Genomic DNA, 21792 nt, shown 5'->3' with positions numbered 1-21792 from the left:
CATAATATGGGGCGATATAATTATAATTCATTATTCGAATAATAACACACTTAAAATTCCAAAAATAGCTTTTATAACAATTAACCCATCAATGGCTATTAAATAATACAAGATGGATTTTGGTCGATTTAATCGAACGGCGAAATAAAACAATAATAGTATTGGAAATAACATCAGTATCGTACGATGCCAAGGCAAATCATACCAAATTCCAAATGTGATGAAGGATATAAAACCTAAAATAATTAATGGATAGATAATTCGATACAACGTTTTCTTGTATCCATAACGTACCACAAATGTTTTGATGTTGCGATTACTATCATCTTCAAAATCTTTCATGTCAAACATAATTGCATTTACAATAAAATACATGAAGGTTTGAGAGAAAAGGAAGTAAAATCGCGCATCTACTTCAAAAGGTTTTCCATCTTCCAATTGCAACATTAAAACTGGAAAATAAACCGAGATAATCGCCCACGTCCAAGCAATTAATGTTGGTTTAAACCAAGTATATTTCCGTAATGATAATCCGAATTTCCAATTGTAATAGCTGGTACTTAAAATTAGCGTCACGCCTAAAATAAGATAATGAATCACATCCAATTTCCAGAGATGATTCCATGATTTGATCAAAATACTTAAACCTGAACAAATCGCTACAAGGTATAATATTATGTTAAACCAAATTATCGGTATTCGTTGATTGATATAATATTGAGTACGAATATTGGATGATTGCGCAAGATTTATTGGCACGTTATAAGCAAATAAATAAAAGAGAATGGAAATGGAGAAAATAAAAGCATAGAAATCCCAAGCATTTAATGGTAGTCCCATTTTTATATTGGTTTCAAAACTTAATCCCAAAGCCATTATTCCAATAAAAAAATTGGAGAAAAAAATATGTTCGATGACTCGATGTTTTATTTTTTTCTCCATTGTTTATCGTATTAATTTTTCTGCTACAATTGATTTGTAGGTATCACCTACTGGTATCTCAATTTCACCCAAAGATAAAACTTTATTCTGAAATGATTTGATCTTATTTAATGGTACAATATACGAACGATGTACTCTCAAAAATAAATGGTCAGGTAACTTTTCTTGCATTCCTTTCATGGATATTCTTGCCGTAATTTTTTTTCCATCATTTAAATGTATTTTAACATAATCATCTAATCCTTCCAGATAAAGAATCTCATCGTATGGAATTTTATTTAATTTATAATCCGCTCGAATCGTTAAGAAATTTTGGTCCTCTGCAAGTTTTTTATCGACAATAATTAATACTGCTTTCTGAATTGCTTCATCAAAACGTTCGTATTCAATTGGTTTTAATAGATAATCCAAGGCTGCGACATTAAATCCTTCTATGGCATATTCTGAAAACGCGGTTGTAAAAATTACAGGAACTTTATGTTCCAATCCTTTATAAAAATCCATTCCATTGGATCTTGAAATCTGAATATCCAAAAACAACAAATCAATCTGAAATTGATTCATGTATTTCTGTGCATCTTTTAGGTTCGAAAATGTTTTTACTAATTCAACGTGTTCGTTTCGTGCACAATAATTTTCAATGACCATTAATGCTAATGGTTCATCATCTACTGCAATGGCTTTAATCATTTAATTTTAAGTTTAGTTTTACTTCATAAAAATCGTTGGTTTCATTGATCTTTAAATCGTAACGATTTGCATACAAATAATCCAAACGTTTCTTCACATTCATTAATCCGGTCATGCTTTTTTCGTCTGCTCTTAGCTCATGATCTGATATTTTATTTTTTACCTCTAATAGCAATTGATCATCTTCTATGAAAATTTGGATTACGATTGGATGCTCTACCTCATCAATTACACCATATTTAAATGCATTTTCAATGTAATTGATTAATAATAATGGTGCTATTTTTAGACCATTGGTTGCTCCTTGGATTGAAAATTGAATTGTTGAAGTATCGGCTAGACGCATTTTTTGCAATTGAATATAATTTTTAAGATATTCTAAATCTTGCTGAAGGTCAATTTCCTCTTTTGAACTTTCTGATACCATAAACCGCATCATTTTGGATAATTTCAACACTGCATCCGGAGCAGCATCTGATTTTTGAAGCGTTAAAGCATAAATATTATTTAATGTATTGAACAAAAAATGAGGATTAATCTGCGATCGTAAATAAGCAATTTCTGACATTTGTTTTTCTTCTTTAACCTCTTGCAATCTTTTATTATTTCTTAAAAATAAGGCGACAAATGATGTACATGCAAAGATTAAGATTTTAGAAGTCCAAATCAGATAAATGGGAAAACGTCGCATTCCTCTATCTTTCGAACCGAACGAACGATTCATCGATTCAAACGGTAACCACTCGATGATTATTCCAGGTAAATTGAGATACATCAGTATAAAACCAATGACAGAAATAAAATAGAATATATACTTTTTGTTGAAGTAAAACTGGGGAATCAGATAAAAGTAATTTACCATGAAGAACACCCATAAAATAAAATACTCAAACATCATTTTCCAAAAGAAACGCATTTCGAAAAAATTACGATCAGAAGGAATATTAGATGTCACGATAAAAGGTATACTCAAAAAAAGGATAGATAGCACACTAAAGCTAATGATTTCCTTTTTGGAAATTTTAATATGATTCATAGTCTTAATTCAAAAGGAATAAATAATCCAACGATTAATGTACAAAAGTAGAGTAATCGATGAAATCCATCCCTAAAATGAGGTGAAACCATCAAAAATTTCGGTAAATAATTAATATTTTAGAACAACATTACTAAAATTTATTATATTTAATTTATAAATCACATCAATACAAACCACAAAAATATGATTAATAAAACGGTACATTCAATTGAAGAAGCTTTAGAAGGAGTAGAAAGTGGGATGACACTTGCCTTTGGAGGTTTTGGACTGAGTGGGATTCCAGAAAATTTAATTCAAGGATTAGTCGATAAAGGATTAACAGGATTAACATGTATTTCAAACAATGCAGGGGTTGACAATTTTGGATTAGGCTTATTATTGCAAAAACGTCAAATAAAAAAAATGATTTCTTCGTATGTTGGAGAAAATGCAGAATTTGAACGTCAAATGCTTTCGGGTGAATTGGAAGTGGAACTTATCCCACAAGGTACATTAGCCACACGATTAATGGCAGCTGGATATGGTATGCCAGCCTTTTTTACGCCAGCTGGTGTAGGGACTGAAGTTGCAGAAGGAAAAGAAGTTCGCAAATTTACTTTCCATGGTGTCGAAAAAGAATATTTAATGGAGAAAGCCTTTGAACCTGATTTTGCACTCGTAAAAGCATGGAAAGGTGACACAGCGGGTAATCTTATTTATCGTGGTGCAGCGGGCAATTTTAATCATCCGGCAGCCATGTGTGGTAAAATTACAATTGCTGAAGTGGAGGAATTGGTCGAAGTGGGTGAACTTGATCCCAATCAAATTCATACTCCTGGAGTTTACGTTAATCGAATCATACAAGGCGCGAAATATGAAAAACGTATTGAAAACCGAACTGTTCAACCTAAAAAAGATGAATCGCCATGCTAGATAAAAATGGAATTGCAAAACGAATAGCTCAAGAAGTACAAGATGGATTTTATGTCAATCTTGGAATTGGTATCCCTACCTTAGTTGCCAATTACATCCCAGATGGGATGAATGTAGTGCTTCAATCTGAAAATGGACTTTTAGGAATGGGTCCTTTCCCTATTGATGGTGAAGAAGATGCCGACTTTATAAATGCAGGAAAACAAACCATTACAACTTTACCAGGGTCTTCATTCTTTGATTCTGCCATGAGTTTTGGTATGATTCGAGCACGTAGAATTAATCTTACCATCTTAGGGGCAATGGAAGTTTCCGAAAATGGAGATATTGCGAACTGGAAGATTCCTGGAAAAATGGTAAAAGGCATGGGTGGTGCTATGGATTTAGTTGCTTCTGCCGATAATATTATTGTTGCTATGCAACATGTCAACAAAGCAGGTGAATCGAAATTATTACCCGCATGTACATTACCGCTTACGGGGATAAAATGTGTCAAAAAAATTGTGACTGAGTTAGCCGTTTTAGAAATATTACCTGAAGGAGGTTTTCGATTATTGGAAAGAGCCCCTGGAGTATCGGTTGAAGAAATTAAAAAAGCAACAGCTGGTAAGCTTATTATTGAAGGTGATATTCCTGAGATGGTAATTTAAGAGGTTAAATTTTATAAATATCATAAATTCATGTAGTCACCCCTATATTTTTAGGGGTGATTTTGTTTTTTTATACTATTTTTGATTCTCTAATCACTAATATCAAACTATAAATACTAAAAACTTATGAAAGTTCATATCAAATGGCATATCGCCTTTGCAATGATTACCTTAATATCATTCTTCGGATTATTTTGGAAACATGATTCCTCTTTTGATGCTATTGCTTTTAATAGCATTGACCTTATTGATAAAGCCGACACCGCTTGGCTACTAACTTCTTCTTGTCTTGTCTTATTAATGACACCAGGCTTATCTTTCTTTTACGGAGGAATGGTGGGACGCAAAAATGTAATTTCTACCATGCTACAAAGTTTCATTTGTTTGGGTGTCATCTCTTTGATTTGGATAGCTTTTGGTTTCAGTTTAGCCTTTGGCGATTCAAGTCTTACGATAACGCTTGATGGTACAACATATGGAATAATTGGGAACTTTCATCAATATGCTTTTTTTGATCAAGTCGGATTATATCCACACAAAGTTATAGCGAGTTCCATTCCATTTATATTATTCGCTATGTTTCAAATGAAGTTTGCCATTATTACACCAGCTTTAATCACTGGATCATTTGCCGAACGTGTACGATTTGTTTCCTATCTATTATTCATCTGTTTATTTTCTATTGTTATTTACACACCTTTATGTCATGCTGTATGGCATCCTGACGGTTTATTAGGAGGTTATTTTGGGGTTAAAGACTTTGCAGGAGGTACAGTCGTTCATATGAGTGCTGGTATAGCAGCTCTAGCAGGTGCATTATTTATAGGAAAGCGTAAGACAATTAAACATCAACCGACCAATATTGCTTTTGTATTATTAGGAACAGGAATGTTATGGTTTGGATGGTTTGGTTTTAATGCAGGTTCTGCTTTAGCGGCCGATGGCATAGCTGCAACAGCTTTCGCTACAACGACTGCGGCATCCGCTGCAGGAATGATGACTTGGATATTTTTTGATCGCGTGAATGGAAGAAAAGTATCTGCCTTAGGAGCATGCATTGGTACTGTGGTAGGATTAGTGGCCATTACACCGGCCGCTGGATTTATTACGGTTCCAGAAAGTATTTTCTTTGGTTTTAGTACAGCTATCATTTCTAATCTATGCATGCATTGGCAATTTTTAAAGAGAATTGACGATTCTTTAGACGTATTTGCTTGCCATGGTATTGGAGGGATTATGGGGATGATTTTAACTGCCATCTTTGCCCATGGCAACAACGCTAGTTTACTGCACGGAGGATGGTCAATATTTAGTCATCATATGATGGCTCTTTGTTTGGTATTTATCTTAACATTCATTGGATCAATCGTATTATTTAAAATAACAGACTTTATTATTCCCATGCGTGTTTCCCATCATTCAGAAGAATTAGGCTTGGATCTTTCTCAGCACAATGAATCGATTGCGTAACAAAATAAAATGAAATTAAAATCCCTCTCAAATCCTTTATTTGAGAGGGATTTTAATAAATAAAAACTATAACTATTTGATTTTTTATTATTTATATTTTTTTTAATGATTTTTCTTATTATATTTATTGTACAACACTAATAGAAATAATATGAAAAAAACTTTACTAAGTTTAGCCACTTTGGCGACTTTAAGTACATTGACACATGCTCAGATATTCTCTGAGGATTTTGATGGAAATGGGCCTGGTATAAGTGCATGGACCGTCCTTGATTTGGATAATAAAACACCAGACCCAAATGTATCATTTATCACGAATGGGTGGAATGTAATTGATTTAGATGGAGATAATGGACGTTTTGGAGGACCAGCAGGAGATCATGCAGCAGCAAGTACATCTTGGTACCTTCCTGCAGGTGCATCAAATGATTGGTTAATTACGCCATTAATCAATTTATCAAGTGCTACTAATCCACGATTAAGATATTCCGTAAAATCACAAGACTCTTCTTTTCGCGATGGATATTTACTAAAAGTTGCACCAAATGGTGGAAATACAGCAGCAGACTTTACGGATACGTTATTTTCTGTTACCGCAGAAAACTCACACGAAGGTAAACCATGGACAGAAAGAGTTTTTAGTTTAGCGCAATATGCGGGACAATCGATTCGAATCGCTTGGGTTAATAACTCAAATGATATGTTCATGTTACTGGTTGATGATATCTTTGTTGAAGAGACACCTGAAAATGTTCCCCAAAATATTCCTTTTACAGAGACATTTGAAAACGATTCACAAACAAGACAATTTTGGACAAACCAAAATGTTGTTGGTTCAGCGAATTGGACTTATAATAATGGGTCATCAGGAGGAAATTTAACGACAGCATATAATGGTGCATTAAATGCACGATTTGTTAGTACATCAGGTACAAATTCACCTATTACGAAATTAATCTCTCCTGTAATCAACGCTGGATCAAACACAGATGCCTATCTTGAATTCCACCATGCTAATCCAGATTGGTTAGGCGATGTAAATGCATTAAAAGTGTATTATCGTTTAGACGAGACTTCGGATTGGGTAGAATTATTCTCACAAATAGATCCTGTAGAAACTTGGACAAAACAACAAATTCAATTGCCAGCAGTTTCGCAAACAATGCAATTTGCATTTGAAGGAATTAACAATTTCGGACGTGCAAACGTTATTGATGATGTGAAAATAGTCCCTGGATTAGTTCCAATGGTTACGACTCTACCATTTAATGAAACTTTTGAAGACGATTCAACAACTCGTCCAGGATGGACACAAGAAAATGTTGTAGGTAGCCGTAACTGGACTTTTGCAACAGGAGCTGGAAATGGAGATATTACAACGGCAAATAATGGGACATTAAATGCCCGATTCTATTCAGGTAGTGGAACAAATTCACCAATTACTCGATTAATTACACCAATTATCGATGGAGGAAATACGACAAGTGCATTTTTACAATTTAATTATGGTCAACAAGACTATGCGGGTGATATTAATGCATTGAAAGTTTATTATCGTGCAAATCCATCTTCAGAATGGCAATTGATTTTCCAAAATTCTGCAGCAGTAAATACATGGACTCAAAAACAAGTTAATATTCCAACTGTTACTAGAGAAATGCAATTTGCTTTTGAAGGAATTAACAACTGGGGATATGCAAATGTTTTAGATGATGTACAAGTATTAGCAGGTGTTGCAGATCCACTTCCAGAAGTATGTGGTGTAAACAATGTTTCGAATGCCATGGAAAATGGTATTGGTAACTTAATCAATTTCACATATGCTAATGATTTCAGAGTTAACTCAGGGTCTAAAATTGATATTTCACAAGTTTCATTCAATTTAATTACGGCTGCGGGAGGAATTTCTTCTGCTACTATTTCGATTGTTGAGGATTATTTCGGCACACCAACGGATAATGTATTATATACATTCACTGGCGCACCTACAGCGACTGAAAATATTGGTACAAACTTCGGATTTAGCTTCGATAAATACACTTACGACTTATCTGAAGTGCTTACTTTAGAAAACACATCGAACACACATAAAACTTATTGGCTAAAAGTCGAAGGTGTTACACCAGATTCAGGAACTAATGCTTATTGGGAGGTAACATCTGAGGATGCTTCAGAATACCCAATGATCGTACTTGACCCTGATACTAATCAATGGCAATCATTACCAAATGAAGGTGTATTTACAATCGTAGGAGAATGTAGTCCTTTAGATCTTCCAACTTCTTGTGAACAAAGCACTCCTTCAAATAACTTTGAAAATGGATTTGGTAACTTAATTACGGCAGAAATCGGTAATGACTTCCAAATTGAAGCAAATACTTCATTTAATTTACAAAAAATTAAGGTTAATTTGATGACTTCAACTGGAGCAACTTCTGGAACTATTAAAATCTATGAAAACAATGATGGCATCCCTGGAAATGAAGTCTATTCATTCACAGCAACTCCTGAAAGACAAAATGTAGGAACTGCTTTTGGATTTGATGTATCATCTTATACATTTACTTTACCAGAACCATTATTATTAGAAGCACCTGCCGATCAAGTGGGAACATATTGGATAGGAGTTTCTGGATTATCAGTATTAAGTGGAACTAGCTCTTTCTGGGAAGCTACTTCTGATGTTTCTAATACATTATATAGAACGAAATTTAATGGATCAAACGGATGGGTTGAATTAACTAATCCAGATTTTGATGGTGTATTCTCAATCGAAGGAGAATGTGAAACATTATCTATCAATGACCAAGTAATTGAAGTTTCTAAATTATCATTCTATCCAAACCCAGTAACGGATGTATTATATGTTAAACATAAATTAGCAGTTGAAGGAATTGATGTATTTAACTTAACTGGTCAAAAAGTGATGACTACAAAAGTTAAAACAGATGGTTCAGTTAATTTATCGAGCTTACCTAAAGGAGTTTACATTGTAAATGCAACTTTAGCAGATGGTACGAACCAAACATTTAAAGTTATTAAGAAATAATTCTTAATTATCTATCATCATAAAGCCCTTATGCAATGCATAAGGGCTTTTATTTTAAAAATATTTTAAAAAAATATTAGTCAATCACTTTACCAATTAAATCGAATTCGTAAGCTTCGATGATTTCAACGTTTACAAAACTTCCGATTGGTAAATAAGTATCTACTGCAGAAATTAAGATTTCGTTGTCTACATCTGGAGAATCGTGCTCAGAACGACCAACGAAGTTATCCCCTTCTTTACGATCAATTAAAACTTTAAACGTTTGACCGATTTTCTCTTGGTTTAAATCGTACGAAATTTGAGATTGAATTTCCATAATTTCTTCCACACGACGTTGTTTTACTTCTTCAGGTACATCATCTACTAAGTTGTAAGCGTGTGTATTCTCTTCGTGAGAATAAGTAAAACATCCTAAACGATCAAATTTTTGCTCTTGTACCCACGCTTTCATTTCTTGGAAGTCTTCTTCCGTTTCACCTGGATAACCACAAATTAACGTTGTACGAATTGTCATCCCTGGAACTTTAGAACGGAACGCTTCTAATAAAGCATTTGTTTTTTCTTTTGTAGTTCCACGACGCATCGATTTTAAGATGTTTGTCGAAATATGTTGTAACGGAATATCTAAATAATTACACACTTTCGGCTCTTCGCGAATTACATCTAATACATCTTCTGGGAAACCAGCTGGGAATGCATAGTGTAAACGAATCCACTCGATCCCTTCTACTTTTACTAATTCTTTTAATAAACGAGCTAATTCACGTTTTTTGTATAAATCTAAACCGTAGTACGTTAAATCTTGTGCAATTAAGATTAACTCTTTCGTTCCGTTTTTCGCTAATTTTTCAGCTTCTGTCACTAAATCCTCAATTGGACGAGAAACATTTCCTCCTCTCATTAATGGAATTGCACAGAAAGAACAAGGACGATCACACCCTTCTGCAATTTTTAAATAGGCATAGTGACGTGGCGTAGTTGTTAAACGTTCTCCAACTAATTCGTGTTTGTAATCTGCACCTAAAGCTTTTAATAACAATGGTAATTCGCGTGTTCCGAAATATTGATCAACATCCGGAATTTGCTCTAATAAATCTGGTTTGTAACGTTCAGATAAACATCCTGTCACGAAAACTTTTTCAACTAAACCGTCTTCTTTACGTTGAACATAATCTAAAATCGTATCAATACTTTCTTCTTTTGCATTATCAATAAACCCACAAGTATTAATTACGACAATATCACCAGATTGTTCGTGAACTACTTCTTTTCCATTGGCTTTTAATTGTCCCATTAAAACCTCTGAATCATAAACGTTCTTTGAACATCCTAATGTAATAACGTTGATTTTCTTTTTTCCAACCGATTTTGTACGCATTGCTAAAATTTAAGTCTGCAAATTTACGAATTTTATTGGTAGAATCGAATTAAATTAAGGTGTTTAAAGGAAAATACATGGATTGAAATCATTCCTTCCTATCTTCGTGTGAAATAACACTTTTATGAAAAAAATATTTACCTTATTTATTCTCTTTATCTCTATAATCACTTTTGCGCAGCCCGAACAAGGTGCCATCCGTACTAAAAATGGTATTCTAGTGTTTCATCAATTTGAAAAAGAAAGTTATACACTTTATTTAGAGAACGATACAAACATTGATTATTTCCCGCTTTTTAATCAGAATGGAAAAACCTTTCAATTTCGAATGGAAGACATTCATACAATGGGATTTAATCCTAATCATCTTTTACTCGATTATATGAAATGGGAATCTGATTACTTGATTGAGTCGATGAAAGGATTAACGTTTAGTTTCAATGAAATAAAGAATATCCAAAATCGAGAAACCAATTTCTGGAAGCTTACCTTTCCTAAAATTAGTAATATAGAGATATCAAATCCCGTTAAAGCCATGTATTTTTTAGATTTTTCGATGGACAGTAAATTATTCCGATTGGTATATTCTTCTACCGTAAATGATAATGAGGAAGCTCGAAATTTACTTTATAATCTTTACCAAAACCTTAAAATCTATCCTGATGGAATTGATTTTGAAAAACTAATCAATAACGTTAAAAAAGGGATAAATTACTATTAATCCATTTGCACCCTATATTTGCAGTACATAATAAAAAAACCTCATCGAAATGATGAGGTTTATATTTTATATCTTTAGTCTTCCACATGGAAGTGTGATGGGAATGCTTTTTTCGGATCTTTTTTCAACACATTCAATTTGAATTGACTTTCTAAAAAGCCATACCCATAATTGAAGAATTGAATTAAGGTTGTTTGCATGGCTAATATCCCAACTTTTAATGACTTGAATCGTAGGGTTGCAAAAATGAAAATTAACAACATATACAAAAGCCAAAGTATCATCGGAAGATGTAGTTCGAAAATATATTCAAAAAACACAAATCCCAAAATAAACGTTATCCAAGCGACTAACGTTCCTAAAAAGAACAAACTTGGAAACCAAAAGGTTGGTTTTACATAATCGGGATGACGTTGATTCAGAATAGGCCTTGCCACTCCAAATTGATAGACTTGTTTGGCAAATTTTTTTAATGAGGTACGTCGTTTATGGATTACTTTTGAATTTGGAAACAGACGTGTTTCAAAACCGTTTTCCCATAATCGCATGGATAAATCTGGATCTTCACCAATTCGCATGGCTGCAAAACCACCGGTTGTTTCATAGGCTTTACGAGAAATTCCCATATTGAAACTACGCGGTTGAAATTTTCCTACTTGCTTCTTCCCTCCTCTGATTCCTCCAGTTGTAAGAAATGACGTCATCGAAAATGTAATCGCCTTCTGATAAGTATTAAACGATTCGTCGGCATCATCTGGACCTCCAAACGCATCCACATAATGAGCAGTTAATTCATCGTAAACCGATTGTATGTAACTTGGAGGAATAATGGTATCTGAGTCTAAGAAAATAAAATAATTACCATTGGCTTTTTCCATCCCGTAATTTCTTGATTTTCCTGGACCAGAATTCGATTTGTAATAATATTTAATATCCAACTGATCTTTAAACTTCGCACATACTGTATCCAATTTATTTTTTGATCCATCGTCCACGATAATCATTTCAAAATTGGAGTTGGATTGCTTGGTTAAACTGCTCAGTAATTCTGTTAATTCATCTTGACGTTCATAAACAGCGACAATAATGGATAACTGAAGTTCGATTGGATTCAAATTTTATAATTAAGAGTTGATACTTTCTTTAATCTCTAATGCGACTTGCATGATATTTCCAGCACCTTTACTGTGTAATGGAACATATTTCGCATTGGTTTGTTTAATGGTATGCGCAATTTCGATAATTAAATCGATTGGTGATAGCTCTAGTCCTTTCGGTTCAGCATTAAAATCTAAACCGGCAAGCGCCACTTCTTCAATCATACCAAAAAGCCATTCTTCTAAAAATACATTGAGATCCAAGGCTTCAATGGTATGATTTTCCCATTGATTTTGTTTTGCTTCTTTTGCTTTTTCTTCCGAAGACCAAAAACAAATCACTTCTAAATTTGAACCATCTTCATATTCGAATTCTTCTGAAAAAGTAACTGCAAAGCCTTCTTCAGACGTCAATAAATAAACTTTCTGATTCGCAATGATTTGTTCGATAAAATCTTTAGTATCCAAATTGTTTTTTTTTAATCGTTTTGTTTTTTAAATTTCTTCGTACCCTCGTACATTTCGTATTGTAAGAAATCACATTCTAATTTCCCATTGAATACTTTTAATTTACGAGATGGACGCAATCCTACATATTTTTTGGCGGATAAATCAGATGTTACAAACCAAGCCAATGTATTCGGGTAACTTGATTTTAATGTATCTCCAATTTTCTTATAAAATACTTGGTTATCATTCTCTAAACGCTCGTTATATGGTGGATTGAATACCAATAATACTGGAAACATTTCTTTTTTTGATTCAAAGAAATCTTGGTGACGAATTTCTATAAATTCTGATAAATCAGCAGAACGTACATTTTCTTCGGCAATTTTCACCATCATCGGCGAAATATCGTAACCTACAATTTTATATTCAGATTCTTTGATTCGATTTAATCGTGTATTTCTGATTTGCGTAAATAATTCCTTATCATAATCAGGCCAATTTTGAAACGCAAAATGATTACGGTGAATCTGAGCCGGAATATTATTCGCAATCATTGCAGCTTCGATTAACATTGTACCCGAACCACACATTGGATCTAAATAATTACCTTTTCCATCATAACCCGCAGCTAACAATAAACTTGCAGCTAATACTTCGTTAATTGGCGCAGGACCCGTTTCTGAACGATACCCACGTTTATGTAACGAATCTCCAGAAGAATCTAAAGATACAGTTACTTTATCAGCAGAAATATGTAAGTTAAAACGAACATCTGGATGGTCTTTATCGATACTTGGACGTTTATCCAATTTTTCTTTAAAACGATCAACAATCGCATCTTTCATTTTTAGAGCTGCATAATGAGAATGCGTAAAATAATCTGAATGAACAGTTGGATCAATCATAAACGTTTGATCGACATTTAAATAATTTTCCCAGTGAAACTTTTTTAAACGCGTATATAATTGGTCCTCTGTTTTGACAGAAAATGTCGTAATTGGTTTTTGGATTCTTAAAGCTGTTCGCAAACTGTAATTCGCTTTGTACATAAATCCTAAGTCTCCATAGAATTCTACAATACGATTTCCAATTTTTACATCCGCTGCTCCTAAAGCCTTTAATTCTTGCGCTAATATCTCCTCGAAACCATAAAAAGATTTCGCCTGCATTCTAAAGTTTTCCAACTATCAAATTTTTTACAAAAGTAAGGCTTTTATTATAAAACCTCATCATTTCGCGAATTTAACTCGTGCTGAAATTATCTAATAATTGTGTAGTTAGTGAGATTGCTAATAGGAACAGATATAATAAACCCATCAACAAATTTTCGAATTCACTAATTAATTTTGTATTATTGCAACAGATTTGCATTAAGAAATGAAACGCAGAAATACACCCCAAAAACAAGCGATTTTAGATTTGTTTGACACATGCTCGAGTGCTTACAATCAAGAAGCGATTGAAAAACAATTACATGGTAAAATGGATCGTGCGACGATATATCGCATTTTAAAACGTTTTTGTGAGGATGGAATTTTGCATAAAGTATTAGGTGATGACGGTGTAGCCTATTATGCTAAATGCAAATCGTGCGAACATCAAAATCATCATCACAATCATTTTCATTTTCAATGCGAGATATGCAACGAATTAACGTGCCTAAAAGAAGAAGTAAATCTTAATCTTCCGGAAGGCTATGAAATGAAAAACTACAATTGTGTTATCACTGGGATTTGCCCAAAATGTAAAAAAACTATTATATAAATCTATGGACTGGTTCAAAGCGTGGTTTAATACCCCCTATTATCATATTTTATACAAAAACAGAAACGACGAAGAAGCGCGTACATTTATTGAAAATGTAACGAAATTTATCGAGATTCCTAAAAAAGCAAAAGTCATGGATTTGGCTTGTGGAAAAGGACGCCATTCCATTACCTTAAATCAATTGGGTTACGATGTTTTAGGTTTGGATTTATCCGACGAAAGCATTGCTTACGCCAAACAATTCGAAAACGAGCATCTGCATTTTGATGTGCACGATATGCGCGAAATCTATCAAGCCAATGGATTTGAGGCGATTTTCAATTTATTTACAAGTTTTGGATACTTTGACAACGACGAAGAAAATGCACAAGTTTTTGAAGCTATCCAAAAGCAATTGAAACCGAATGGAATTTTCGTTTTTGATTATTTAAATGCAGAGAAAATTGTCAAAAATTTAGTTCCATACGAGGAAAAAGAAATTGACGGCATTTTATTCAAGATTACAAAATCCATAACGGAGAAAAACTTCATTAAAAAAGAAATCGACTTCACCGCGGATGGACAAGATTGGCATTTTGAAGAATATGTGAAAGTGTTATACAAAAAAGATTTTGATGAGATGATTGAAAAAGCGGGTTTTAAAATCCAACAAGTTTTTGGAAATTATCAATTAGGTTCATTTTTCAATGATTCTTCATCAGATCGTTTAATTTATATTTTAAAGAATGTTTGAGATTAGTATTCTACTAGCGAGTGTTATTTTGGGTGTACTATGCTCTCAATTTATCCTTCGCAACAAACAAAATTCAAAACTATTACTGACGTTTAGTGGAGCGTATTTCTTGGCGATGACCGTTTTAGAAATTTTACCGCAAGTGTATGGACATCCTGAAAATGAGCATTCACATCATACGATTGGATTGTTTGTGTTAGCAGGTGTAATCATTCAATACGTTTTAGAAACGATTAGTAAAGGAGTTGAACACGGACACGTGCATTTGCACCACAACGAAAACAAATTTCCATTAGGAATTTTTGGCGGATTGTTCTTGCATTCTTTGATTGAAGGAATTCCAGTAGCAAATGCAGATTCACACGATTTTATGTGGGCGATATTTATTCATAATATACCCGTTTCCATGATTTTGTATGGGGCATTATCTCATCATACCAGTTCGAAATTGAGACAATTTCTTTTTATGTTTTTATTTGCGATTGCCGCTCCAATTGGTTTCTTATTGGGAAAACACACAGCAATTTCAAATTATACGTTAGAAATTAGCGCGATAGTTTCTGGAATCTTCTTGCATATTTCTACGGTAATTTTGTTTGAAGCTAACGAAGGCCACAAATTCAACATTAAAAAATTTGGTGTTATAGTCTTCGGATTTCTATTGGCTTATGCCACTGTTTCGATGCACATGCACAGTCATTAAAATACAAAAGCAACTGCAACGAGTTGCTTTTTTTATTATATTTAATCCATAACACAAATTATGCGATTAACTCTACTCACATTATTGACTCTTTTAAACTTTACAAGTTGTCAAAATAAATTTGACCAAGAAATTATAGAACAAATCCAAGGCGATTGGGTAAAAGAATTTTATCCAAAGGAGATAAAACCCGATGATGAAACTGAACCTGAACCATTTTTCAACATAAACGTTTTATACAGTTTCAAAAACGATAGTATTTATGATGCTAATCATTTTGCGCATTATAATAAACAAACTAAGACTTTAGACTATCTCGATTATAAAGCAAAATTCTATGTGAAAGATTCTTTGGTCACTTGGAAGAATACAGGAAGTAAAACGAATATTGATTTTGGTAAAGTCAAAAAACTAACGAAAGACACGATTTACTTTGAATATTTTAAACTGGTACGTGAGCAATACAAACAATATAATAATGATTTTGATGCGATTATTGTAACTAGTAGCGGTTGTTACGGAGAATGTCCAATTTATAATTATCGATTAGAATCTGATGGAACTATTATATATGCAGGTGAAGCATATACAAAATATGAAGGTGTTTATAAAGCAAAAATCAATTCAGCCTACTTCAATTATTTTCTAAAAAGTTTAAACCAAATTGATGTTGTAAATTTGGAAGATGAGTATAAATTCAGCGCTACAGATGGTAATTACGAAGAAGTTGTTTTTATCAAAGATCAAAAAGTAATTAAAAGAATTGGTTTTTACCTCAATGATGGACCTCATCAAGTTAAAAAAGTTTTGGATCAATTACGAATAATGGATCAATATTTCGAAAATAGCAAACCCTATAATCAAAACGATTATTTTTCGACGTTGGCCAATCTCAATTTTGTAAATGATGAAGATGAGCATCCATTTTATAAATACAAAAAATTTTATTTATGGACAGAGCTAATGAAACAACCAACACAACCGTTTGAATTTAAAAATAAAACCAAAAAAATAAACGAAAAAGGTTATAATTATTATTGGGGACCAAAAGTAAAAGCTTTAAATACTAAACTGTTTGAAGGAATAGAAACCGATGGACAACGCTATCAAATCAAATTCAAAAATCAACCCATACAGTATTACGACTTAGGCTACAATTTTTTAGAAACCATTAAATAAAAAGGAAGCTGTAATTAGCTTCCTTTTTTCTATTTTATAAATAATATCTTCGATCTAATACTAAATATTCTCCATTGGAATTAAATTTCCACTGTTGATCTTTTTTACAAGTATCCGTTTCATTTTCAGTTTTAATATTGAATTTCACTTCTTTTCCATTCATTTGAACATCAACATTATACTTACAATTTTCATCCACCACTTGCGTGGAAACTTTATCTTGTACTAATAATTCATTTTCTGTCATCGATTTTAAAGCATCATGAAGAATGTTTAAATCCATCTCAGTATAAAGTAAATCAAATTGCTCTCTTACAACATCAGTGGATAATCGCGAAGAATTCGATTCGATGGCATTTCGTATTTTCGTATTTTGCAGACTTAATTCAATTTCTTCCACCCGCTTTGGAGAATCCAAGTACTCAGCAACACGATCCGTTTTTCGTTCTTCAATATCTTTTTGAAGCTGAATAATTTCCTTTACCAACTGTTTTTTTTCATTAGAAATTGCACTCAAATCTATGGATTCGACTACTTCTTCTTTTTCTGTGACGGCATTTTTATTCTGCTCGCTACAAGCTATAAATAAGGCTAATGGTAGGAAATAAAGTAATTTTTTTATCATAGTTGAATTGGTTTTCTGATATTAAAATAGTGATTATTTTATTACCAATCAACATTTTACCCTAAATAAAATCACTAAGTGTATTGATTTAGATCCAATCCTAAGATGGCTCCTACTCGATTAAATTCTTCATTAGTTCTGGCATTCAACACCATCTTTTCATTTGTTATGGGATGATCAAAAATTAATTCATAGGCGTGCAACATCATACCTTTTAAGCCAAACGTTTCTAACCACAACTTATTCTGTTTGTTGCACCCATGAGGACGACTTCCTAAAATGGGATGAAAAATATGACGAAAATGCTTTCTTAATTGATGCATACGTCCTGTTTCTGGAATTGCTTCCACTAAACAATATCTTGAAGTTGGATGATTATTGAATTCCAACTCAATTTCAGCTGTTTGTAAACGCTTGAAGTAGGTGATTGCATTTTGTTTTACACCATCATCGTTGGTTAAATCATAATCGATGGTTTGTTCTTCTGGTGCCCAGCCACGTAAAATGGCTAAGTATTTCTTTTCTACTGCACGGGTTGCAAAACGATCGTTCATCACTTTTAAAGTTTCTTTATCCAATGCGAATAATAATATGCCCGACGTTTTACGATCTAATCGATGTATGGGATAAACGTGTTGACCTCCAATTTGATTTCTTAATTCTTGCACTGCAAATTCTTTTGCATCTCTTGCATAATAGGATTTATGGACCAATAACCCACTTGGTTTGTTAATGGCTATAATGTATTCGTCTTGGTAAAGAATTTCTAACATCGGACAAAAATAAAAAAAGAGATTCGGAATCGAATCTCTTTTTTACACATTAATGTTATCCAATTAATTTACCGATTTAAAGAATGAAGGAGCATTACCATAAATGGCTGTTTTCCCATCCCATTTCTCAATAAATTGCTGTTGAATTAATAATTGGTTTAAAGATACTTTACGTAATTCGTTGGCTCTTGCCTCTGCTTCTGCTTGTACAATTAATTTTCGTGCGTTAGCTTCTGCTACTTTTAATTCATTTTCTACACGTTGCGCTTCTTGAATTGCTGCGTTTTTCTCATTAATTGCTTTTGTAATCGCTTCAGGATATTGAATTCCACTTGTTAATTGTTCTAATGCAAACCCTTCATTTTTTAAGAACGCAATCATTTTGGCTTGAACCCCATTTTCAAACGCTTCGCGGCTACTAATGATTTGATCCGTTGTAAACTTATTGAACTCGATGCGGTAAACATCTTTGATGTGATTATAGAGTGTATTTTGCAACACTTCATTAATTCCTTTGCGGTATTTTTTAAAGATTTGAGGCGATTTACCGTCAATAACTTTCAATGAAATTGTTGGATCGACTGTAAATACAGAACCATCTTTAGCGTTTACTGTAAATGCTTCATAGTTTACCGTTTGTACATAAGTTGGAATCTCAAAAACTTGCTCTGTTAAAGGGTTATACCATACACGTCCTGTTACCAATGCTACATCTTGTACTCCTTTGTCCGAACCGTACATCTTTACAAGAAGTCCTTCATGTCCAGCATCAATGCGTTCTGTACACGCCAGCGCAAATAAGAATAAACAAAATGTCACAATTCCTCCAGCAGTAAGTTTGATTAAATTTTTATTCATGGGTAAAATAGATTTTTTTTAATAGTAATAAGGTGATGAAAATTAAAAGGGCCAATAATAAAACACCCCCAATAACCGAAAGCGTATTGGGTTCACTGATGAGTCCAAAAATGTATTGAATTGCAAACAATAAAAAGGCAATCCATACCGGAACCAAGGCGATTTTAAGTAATGTTTTATTGCTCATAGCTTGATTAATTTTCTTAAAATTATCATAAATAAGTTTAATTTATAATAACATTACTCATTGTAAATAAAATTTATTATTCGTATCTTTATGGAATGATTTGATGTGAAATGAAGAATGGTTTAATTATAGGAAAAGGATGGATTGGGAGTCGCTTAGAACGTGTGTTGCAGGATGAATATAACTTACAAACGACTAAACGACATTCGGATGCTGACAATTGTATCGCTGTGGATTTTGATCAACCTATTTCCCCTTTCGTAAACATCGAAGCCTTCGATTTTGTGGTGATTACTGTCCCGTTTGGAAGACGAAATACTTTAGCCCAATTAACAACTCGTTTTCAACACATTATTCAATTTATTGGTCCAAAATATGACGGACAGATTATTCTGATTTCAAGTACAGGAATTTATCCTGATGTAAACAGAGCTGTTACAGAAGAAACTTTTTTAACGCAAGAATTAAACGAGCCTTATCATAGCATTGAACATTTAGTTCGAGAACATTTAAAACAAGTCACAATTTTACGATTAGGTGGTATTATGGGTGATGATCGCTATTTGTCCAAGTATTTAAATTTGGAACGAGAAGGTCTTGATGAAGTGGTGAATCATATCCATTATGAAGACATCTTAACGGTGATTAAAATGTGTATTGAAAATAATGTACGCGGTGAAATCATTAATGTGGTTGCCCCTATACATCCTACCAAAAGAGAAGTATTAACTTATCAACTCCATGATGAAGTGATTCATTCGATCACAAAAAAAGGTAAAACAATTGCATCAGAGAAACTCATCCGTACCTTGAATTACCAATTTATTCATCCAAATCCTCTTTATTTTAAGGATTAACGATTTCTTTTCTTTCGCTCTTTCCTTCCATAAATCAATAAAAAAGTGATCATCGAAAGGATTGAGATTAAAATCGTATCCCAATTATTTTTGATTTTAGTGAATAACGATGCTTCATTTTGATCGTTGCTGTCTTTAAGTTGAGCCATCCTTAAGTTGACGAAAGAGGGGTCAAAACCATATTTTATGGCGGTTTCGTAAACTTCTTTAGCCTCTTGATTCAAGTTTCTTAAAAGCATTAAATTACCATAATCAAATAACAATTGTGCGACAATTTCATCTTTTGGTCCCACAAAAGAACGCCTTTCATTCAATTGAAAATAGAGTTGTTCCGATAACTCTTCCAACGCTTTTGGCGATAATTTCGTTACAGGACGATCCTCTTTTCCAAAATCAACACCAATTAAATTTGTTGACGATAAAGGCATTTGCCCTAACTTAATTTTTAAGATATTCACGTGAATCCATTCCGAATGATGATGAGAATTAGGATTGATTTCAATCGCTTTCTCGATCCATTTTAGCGCATTTACGTTGTCGCCCAATAATTCATAAGCTGTACCTAAATTAGAAGCTGTCGCATATAAACCTGGCGTCTTTTTTTCGATTTCTAAATATAAATCAATCGCTTTTTGATAATCCTTCGAAATGATGTATACTAACCCTTTTTCGTTCAAGTAATCTACATGAGGTTTGACTTGATATAAACTGTCCAATTTTCGAATTTCTGTTGCAGGTTCATTCACCCAAAATTCGTGACCATAAGGCACAGCATTATCGTGATCGATGTAAACTGTCGTCCCAGTCGAAAGTTGATATTCTAATCCATTTAAACAAGCAAAAGAAGAACTTGAAATAAGAAGAAAAAGAAGAACTATTTGTTGATTAAATTTTCGCATTTTTTGATTTTATATGGATATTACTTCTTTTCCAAGCCATTGCATAAATTCTCCAATTTGAGGTTTACTGATTAATATTTCTGATTTTATTTCAGGTTCAGGAATCAAATGAATTTCTACTTTTTGACTGGAATGTTTAATGATTTCTTGAATCGAATGGCGATTCACAATGTATTTTCGATTGATTTTAAAGAATCGATCGGTATTGAGTTTAAAACTCATTTCTTTTAAAGTATCATCGTAGATAAATGTACGACCATCCATTGTTTTGACAAATAGATGTTTCCCTGATGCAAAGAAATAGGCTATTTCCTCTTCATTTAAAACAATAATTTTTTGTCCATTTGTCACTACTAACTTATTAATTTTCTCTGTTTTTAAGTTATTCTCAAGGGTTACCAAGGAATTCAGAGCTGATGAATTGGAATATGAAGCTTGGATGCTTTGGTATTTATTCAATGCACGGTACAATTCTTCTTCCTCATAAGGTTTTAGGATATAATCAATTGTAAAATGTTTGAACACTTTAATCGCGTATTCATCAAATGTCGTCACAAAAATAATAGGTGATTTGATTTCTACCGCTTCAAAAATTTCTAAGCTTTTTCCATCGCCTAAATGGATATCCATAAAAATCAAATCCACGTGTTCTTTCGTGAAAAATTGAATCGCTTCTTCTTTGGAACGTAAAATATGTATCCCATCGATCGCAACAATTTGCTGTTGGTGTAGCAAATGTTCCAAATATTTTACTGCTAATAACTCGTCTTCTACTATCGCAATTCTCATCGACGTAAAAATAAAAAAAAA

The 21792-nt window shown here is 33.0% G+C and carries 23 protein-coding genes; 10 read left to right on the top strand and 13 right to left on the bottom strand.

Translation table 11 applies throughout. The annotated features are described in order from the left end of the window. Positions 1-30: 30 nt before the first annotated feature. The 3 genes from AC1QSP_RS01565 to AC1QSP_RS01555 form a co-directional block, all read right to left on the bottom strand. Positions 31-840, bottom strand: coding sequence for a UbiA family prenyltransferase (locus AC1QSP_RS01565; RefSeq protein ID WP_484079474.1), 810 nt, complete (start codon positions 838-840; stop codon positions 31-33). Positions 841-945: 105 nt separating this feature from the next. Next, positions 946-1632: a LytR/AlgR family response regulator transcription factor gene (locus AC1QSP_RS01560; RefSeq protein WP_484079473.1), complete on the bottom strand. Its 687-nt coding sequence runs from the start codon at positions 1630-1632 to the stop codon at positions 946-948. Continuing rightward, positions 1625-2668: a sensor histidine kinase gene (locus AC1QSP_RS01555; RefSeq protein ID WP_484079472.1), complete on the bottom strand. Its 1044-nt coding sequence runs from the start codon at positions 2666-2668 to the stop codon at positions 1625-1627. The genes AC1QSP_RS01560 and AC1QSP_RS01555 overlap by 8 nt, the downstream gene beginning before the upstream one ends. A gap of 186 nt (positions 2669-2854) precedes the next feature. Here AC1QSP_RS01555 and AC1QSP_RS01550 point away from each other — a divergent pair, with 186 nt between their 5' ends. The 4 genes from AC1QSP_RS01550 to AC1QSP_RS01535 all read left to right on the top strand — a co-directional run bounded on the left by AC1QSP_RS01550 (position 2855) and on the right by AC1QSP_RS01535 (position 8752). Beyond that, a complete protein-coding gene (locus AC1QSP_RS01550; RefSeq protein WP_484079471.1) occupies positions 2855-3583 on the top strand; it encodes a CoA transferase subunit A in 729 nt (242 codons plus the stop codon). Next, positions 3577-4233 carry a 3-oxoacid CoA-transferase subunit B gene (locus tag AC1QSP_RS01545; protein ID WP_484079470.1) on the top strand — a complete coding sequence of 219 codons (657 nt, stop codon included), beginning with the start codon at positions 3577-3579 and terminating at the stop codon, positions 4231-4233. The genes AC1QSP_RS01550 and AC1QSP_RS01545 overlap by 7 nt, the downstream gene beginning before the upstream one ends. 126 nt (positions 4234-4359) lie before the next feature. Beyond that, entirely contained in the window at positions 4360-5703 is a 1344-nt protein-coding gene (locus AC1QSP_RS01540; protein WP_484079469.1) for an ammonium transporter, read from the top strand. A gap of 151 nt (positions 5704-5854) precedes the next feature. Then, positions 5855-8752 (top strand): choice-of-anchor J domain-containing protein, encoded by a 2898-nt coding sequence (locus tag AC1QSP_RS01535; protein ID WP_484079468.1) that lies wholly within the window; start codon positions 5855-5857, stop codon positions 8750-8752. A 76-nt stretch (positions 8753-8828) separates the two neighbouring features. On the opposite strand, the gene rimO is transcribed toward AC1QSP_RS01535, so the two are convergent. Further along, positions 8829-10133, bottom strand: coding sequence for a 30S ribosomal protein S12 methylthiotransferase RimO (rimO, locus tag AC1QSP_RS01530; protein WP_322970193.1), 1305 nt, complete (start codon positions 10131-10133; stop codon positions 8829-8831). A 124-nt stretch (positions 10134-10257) separates the two neighbouring features. Here rimO and AC1QSP_RS01525 point away from each other — a divergent pair, with 124 nt between their 5' ends. Continuing rightward, entirely contained in the window at positions 10258-10854 is a 597-nt protein-coding gene (locus AC1QSP_RS01525; protein ID WP_484079467.1) for a hypothetical protein, read from the top strand. Between the two features lie 74 nt (positions 10855-10928). Here the strand turns inward: AC1QSP_RS01525 and AC1QSP_RS01520 are convergent, their stop codons facing one another. The 3 genes from AC1QSP_RS01520 to AC1QSP_RS01510 are packed head-to-tail and all read right to left on the bottom strand — an operon-like array spanning position 10929 to position 13570. Beyond that, a complete protein-coding gene (locus tag AC1QSP_RS01520; RefSeq protein ID WP_484079466.1) occupies positions 10929-11969 on the bottom strand; it encodes a glycosyltransferase family 2 protein in 1041 nt (346 codons plus the stop codon). Between the two features lie 9 nt (positions 11970-11978). Beyond that, the gene (locus AC1QSP_RS01515) at positions 11979-12419 is read right to left on the bottom strand and encodes a DUF2750 domain-containing protein (protein WP_484079465.1); all 441 of its coding nucleotides are present in this window, start codon (positions 12417-12419) and stop codon (positions 11979-11981) included. Between the two features lie 11 nt (positions 12420-12430). Beyond that, the gene (locus tag AC1QSP_RS01510) at positions 12431-13570 is read right to left on the bottom strand and encodes a THUMP domain-containing class I SAM-dependent RNA methyltransferase (protein WP_484080375.1); all 1140 of its coding nucleotides are present in this window, start codon (positions 13568-13570) and stop codon (positions 12431-12433) included. A gap of 208 nt (positions 13571-13778) precedes the next feature. On the opposite strand from AC1QSP_RS01510, the gene AC1QSP_RS01505 reads away from it, so the two are divergent. Genes AC1QSP_RS01505 through AC1QSP_RS01490 form a run of 4 tightly spaced genes read left to right on the top strand, consistent with a single transcriptional unit; the run spans position 13779 to position 16783 of the window. Next, positions 13779-14165 (top strand): Fur family transcriptional regulator, encoded by a 387-nt coding sequence (locus AC1QSP_RS01505; protein ID WP_484079464.1) that lies wholly within the window; start codon positions 13779-13781, stop codon positions 14163-14165. 4 nt (positions 14166-14169) lie between these two features. Next, positions 14170-14901 (top strand): class I SAM-dependent methyltransferase, encoded by a 732-nt coding sequence (locus AC1QSP_RS01500; protein ID WP_484079463.1) that lies wholly within the window; start codon positions 14170-14172, stop codon positions 14899-14901. Further along, a complete protein-coding gene (locus AC1QSP_RS01495) occupies positions 14894-15604 on the top strand; it encodes a ZIP family metal transporter (protein WP_484079462.1) in 711 nt (236 codons plus the stop codon). The genes AC1QSP_RS01500 and AC1QSP_RS01495 overlap by 8 nt, the downstream gene beginning before the upstream one ends. 60 nt (positions 15605-15664) lie before the next feature. Further along, complete coding sequence (locus AC1QSP_RS01490) at positions 15665-16783, top strand: DUF6438 domain-containing protein (protein ID WP_484079461.1); 1119 nt, start codon at positions 15665-15667, stop codon at positions 16781-16783. A gap of 34 nt (positions 16784-16817) precedes the next feature. On the opposite strand, the gene AC1QSP_RS01485 is transcribed toward AC1QSP_RS01490, so the two are convergent. The 4 genes from AC1QSP_RS01485 to AC1QSP_RS01470 form a co-directional block, all read right to left on the bottom strand. Continuing rightward, on the bottom strand, positions 16818-17408 hold the full coding sequence (locus tag AC1QSP_RS01485) for a hypothetical protein (RefSeq protein ID WP_484079460.1): 591 nt from the start codon (positions 17406-17408) through the stop codon (positions 16818-16820). Between the two features lie 74 nt (positions 17409-17482). After that, positions 17483-18181 (bottom strand): pseudouridine synthase, encoded by a 699-nt coding sequence (locus AC1QSP_RS01480; RefSeq protein WP_484079459.1) that lies wholly within the window; start codon positions 18179-18181, stop codon positions 17483-17485. A 63-nt stretch (positions 18182-18244) separates the two neighbouring features. Continuing rightward, the gene (locus tag AC1QSP_RS01475; RefSeq protein WP_322970203.1) at positions 18245-19039 is read right to left on the bottom strand and encodes an SPFH domain-containing protein; all 795 of its coding nucleotides are present in this window, start codon (positions 19037-19039) and stop codon (positions 18245-18247) included. After that, complete coding sequence (locus AC1QSP_RS01470; RefSeq protein WP_484079458.1) at positions 19032-19226, bottom strand: hypothetical protein; 195 nt, start codon at positions 19224-19226, stop codon at positions 19032-19034. The genes AC1QSP_RS01475 and AC1QSP_RS01470 overlap by 8 nt, the downstream gene beginning before the upstream one ends. Positions 19227-19336: 110 nt before the next feature. On the opposite strand from AC1QSP_RS01470, the gene AC1QSP_RS01465 reads away from it, so the two are divergent. Continuing rightward, positions 19337-20083, top strand: a complete 747-nt coding sequence (locus tag AC1QSP_RS01465; RefSeq protein WP_484079457.1) for a Rossmann-fold NAD(P)-binding domain-containing protein — start codon at positions 19337-19339, stop codon at positions 20081-20083. Here the strand turns inward: AC1QSP_RS01465 and AC1QSP_RS01460 are convergent. Together AC1QSP_RS01460 and AC1QSP_RS01455 are read right to left on the bottom strand one after the other, a co-directional pair. Further along, positions 20080-20982, bottom strand: coding sequence for a tetratricopeptide repeat protein (locus AC1QSP_RS01460; protein ID WP_484079456.1), 903 nt, complete (start codon positions 20980-20982; stop codon positions 20080-20082). The genes AC1QSP_RS01465 and AC1QSP_RS01460 overlap by 4 nt on opposite strands. Before the next feature lie 9 nt (positions 20983-20991). Further along, positions 20992-21771, bottom strand: coding sequence for a LytR/AlgR family response regulator transcription factor (locus AC1QSP_RS01455; RefSeq protein ID WP_484079455.1), 780 nt, complete (start codon positions 21769-21771; stop codon positions 20992-20994). Between the last annotated feature and the right edge of the window lie 21 nt (positions 21772-21792).

The sequence above is a fragment of the Faecalibacter sp. genome, assembly GCF_057177045.1.
The sequence above is the reverse complement of the archived record's forward strand: the minus strand, read 5'-3'. Positions and strand labels throughout refer to the sequence as shown.

What these genes read in the sequence shown, in the direction of transcription:
- AC1QSP_RS01495 (WP_484079462.1), top strand. Translation starts at nt 14,894, where the DNA reads ATGTTTGAGATTAGTATTCTACTAGCGAGTGTTATTTTGGGTGTACTA.
- AC1QSP_RS01505 (WP_484079464.1), top strand. Translation starts at nt 13,779, where the DNA reads ATGAAACGCAGAAATACACCCCAAAAACAAGCGATTTTAGATTTGTTT.
- AC1QSP_RS01460 (WP_484079456.1), bottom strand. Translation starts at nt 20,982, where the DNA reads ATGCGAAAATTTAATCAACAAATAGTTCTTCTTTTTCTTCTTATTTCA.
- AC1QSP_RS01550 (WP_484079471.1), top strand. Translation starts at nt 2,855, where the DNA reads ATGATTAATAAAACGGTACATTCAATTGAAGAAGCTTTAGAAGGAGTA.
- AC1QSP_RS01545 (WP_484079470.1), top strand. Translation starts at nt 3,577, where the DNA reads ATGCTAGATAAAAATGGAATTGCAAAACGAATAGCTCAAGAAGTACAA.
- AC1QSP_RS01525 (WP_484079467.1), top strand. Translation starts at nt 10,258, where the DNA reads ATGAAAAAAATATTTACCTTATTTATTCTCTTTATCTCTATAATCACT.
- AC1QSP_RS01565 (WP_484079474.1), bottom strand. Translation starts at nt 840, where the DNA reads ATGGGACTACCATTAAATGCTTGGGATTTCTATGCTTTTATTTTCTCC.
- AC1QSP_RS01480 (WP_484079459.1), bottom strand. Translation starts at nt 18,181, where the DNA reads ATGTTAGAAATTCTTTACCAAGACGAATACATTATAGCCATTAACAAA.
- AC1QSP_RS01540 (WP_484079469.1), top strand. Translation starts at nt 4,360, where the DNA reads ATGAAAGTTCATATCAAATGGCATATCGCCTTTGCAATGATTACCTTA.
- AC1QSP_RS01455 (WP_484079455.1), bottom strand. Translation starts at nt 21,771, where the DNA reads ATGAGAATTGCGATAGTAGAAGACGAGTTATTAGCAGTAAAATATTTG.
- AC1QSP_RS01510 (WP_484080375.1), bottom strand. Translation starts at nt 13,570, where the DNA reads ATGCAGGCGAAATCTTTTTATGGTTTCGAGGAGATATTAGCGCAAGAA.
- AC1QSP_RS01485 (WP_484079460.1), bottom strand. Translation starts at nt 17,408, where the DNA reads ATGATAAAAAAATTACTTTATTTCCTACCATTAGCCTTATTTATAGCT.
- AC1QSP_RS01465 (WP_484079457.1), top strand. Translation starts at nt 19,337, where the DNA reads ATGAAGAATGGTTTAATTATAGGAAAAGGATGGATTGGGAGTCGCTTA.
- AC1QSP_RS01555 (WP_484079472.1), bottom strand. Translation starts at nt 2,668, where the DNA reads ATGAATCATATTAAAATTTCCAAAAAGGAAATCATTAGCTTTAGTGTG.
- AC1QSP_RS01500 (WP_484079463.1), top strand. Translation starts at nt 14,170, where the DNA reads ATGGACTGGTTCAAAGCGTGGTTTAATACCCCCTATTATCATATTTTA.
- rimO (WP_322970193.1), bottom strand. Translation starts at nt 10,133, where the DNA reads ATGCGTACAAAATCGGTTGGAAAAAAGAAAATCAACGTTATTACATTA.
- AC1QSP_RS01490 (WP_484079461.1), top strand. Translation starts at nt 15,665, where the DNA reads ATGCGATTAACTCTACTCACATTATTGACTCTTTTAAACTTTACAAGT.
- AC1QSP_RS01470 (WP_484079458.1), bottom strand. Translation starts at nt 19,226, where the DNA reads ATGAGCAATAAAACATTACTTAAAATCGCCTTGGTTCCGGTATGGATT.
- AC1QSP_RS01560 (WP_484079473.1), bottom strand. Translation starts at nt 1,632, where the DNA reads ATGATTAAAGCCATTGCAGTAGATGATGAACCATTAGCATTAATGGTC.
- AC1QSP_RS01475 (WP_322970203.1), bottom strand. Translation starts at nt 19,039, where the DNA reads ATGAATAAAAATTTAATCAAACTTACTGCTGGAGGAATTGTGACATTT.
- AC1QSP_RS01535 (WP_484079468.1), top strand. Translation starts at nt 5,855, where the DNA reads ATGAAAAAAACTTTACTAAGTTTAGCCACTTTGGCGACTTTAAGTACA.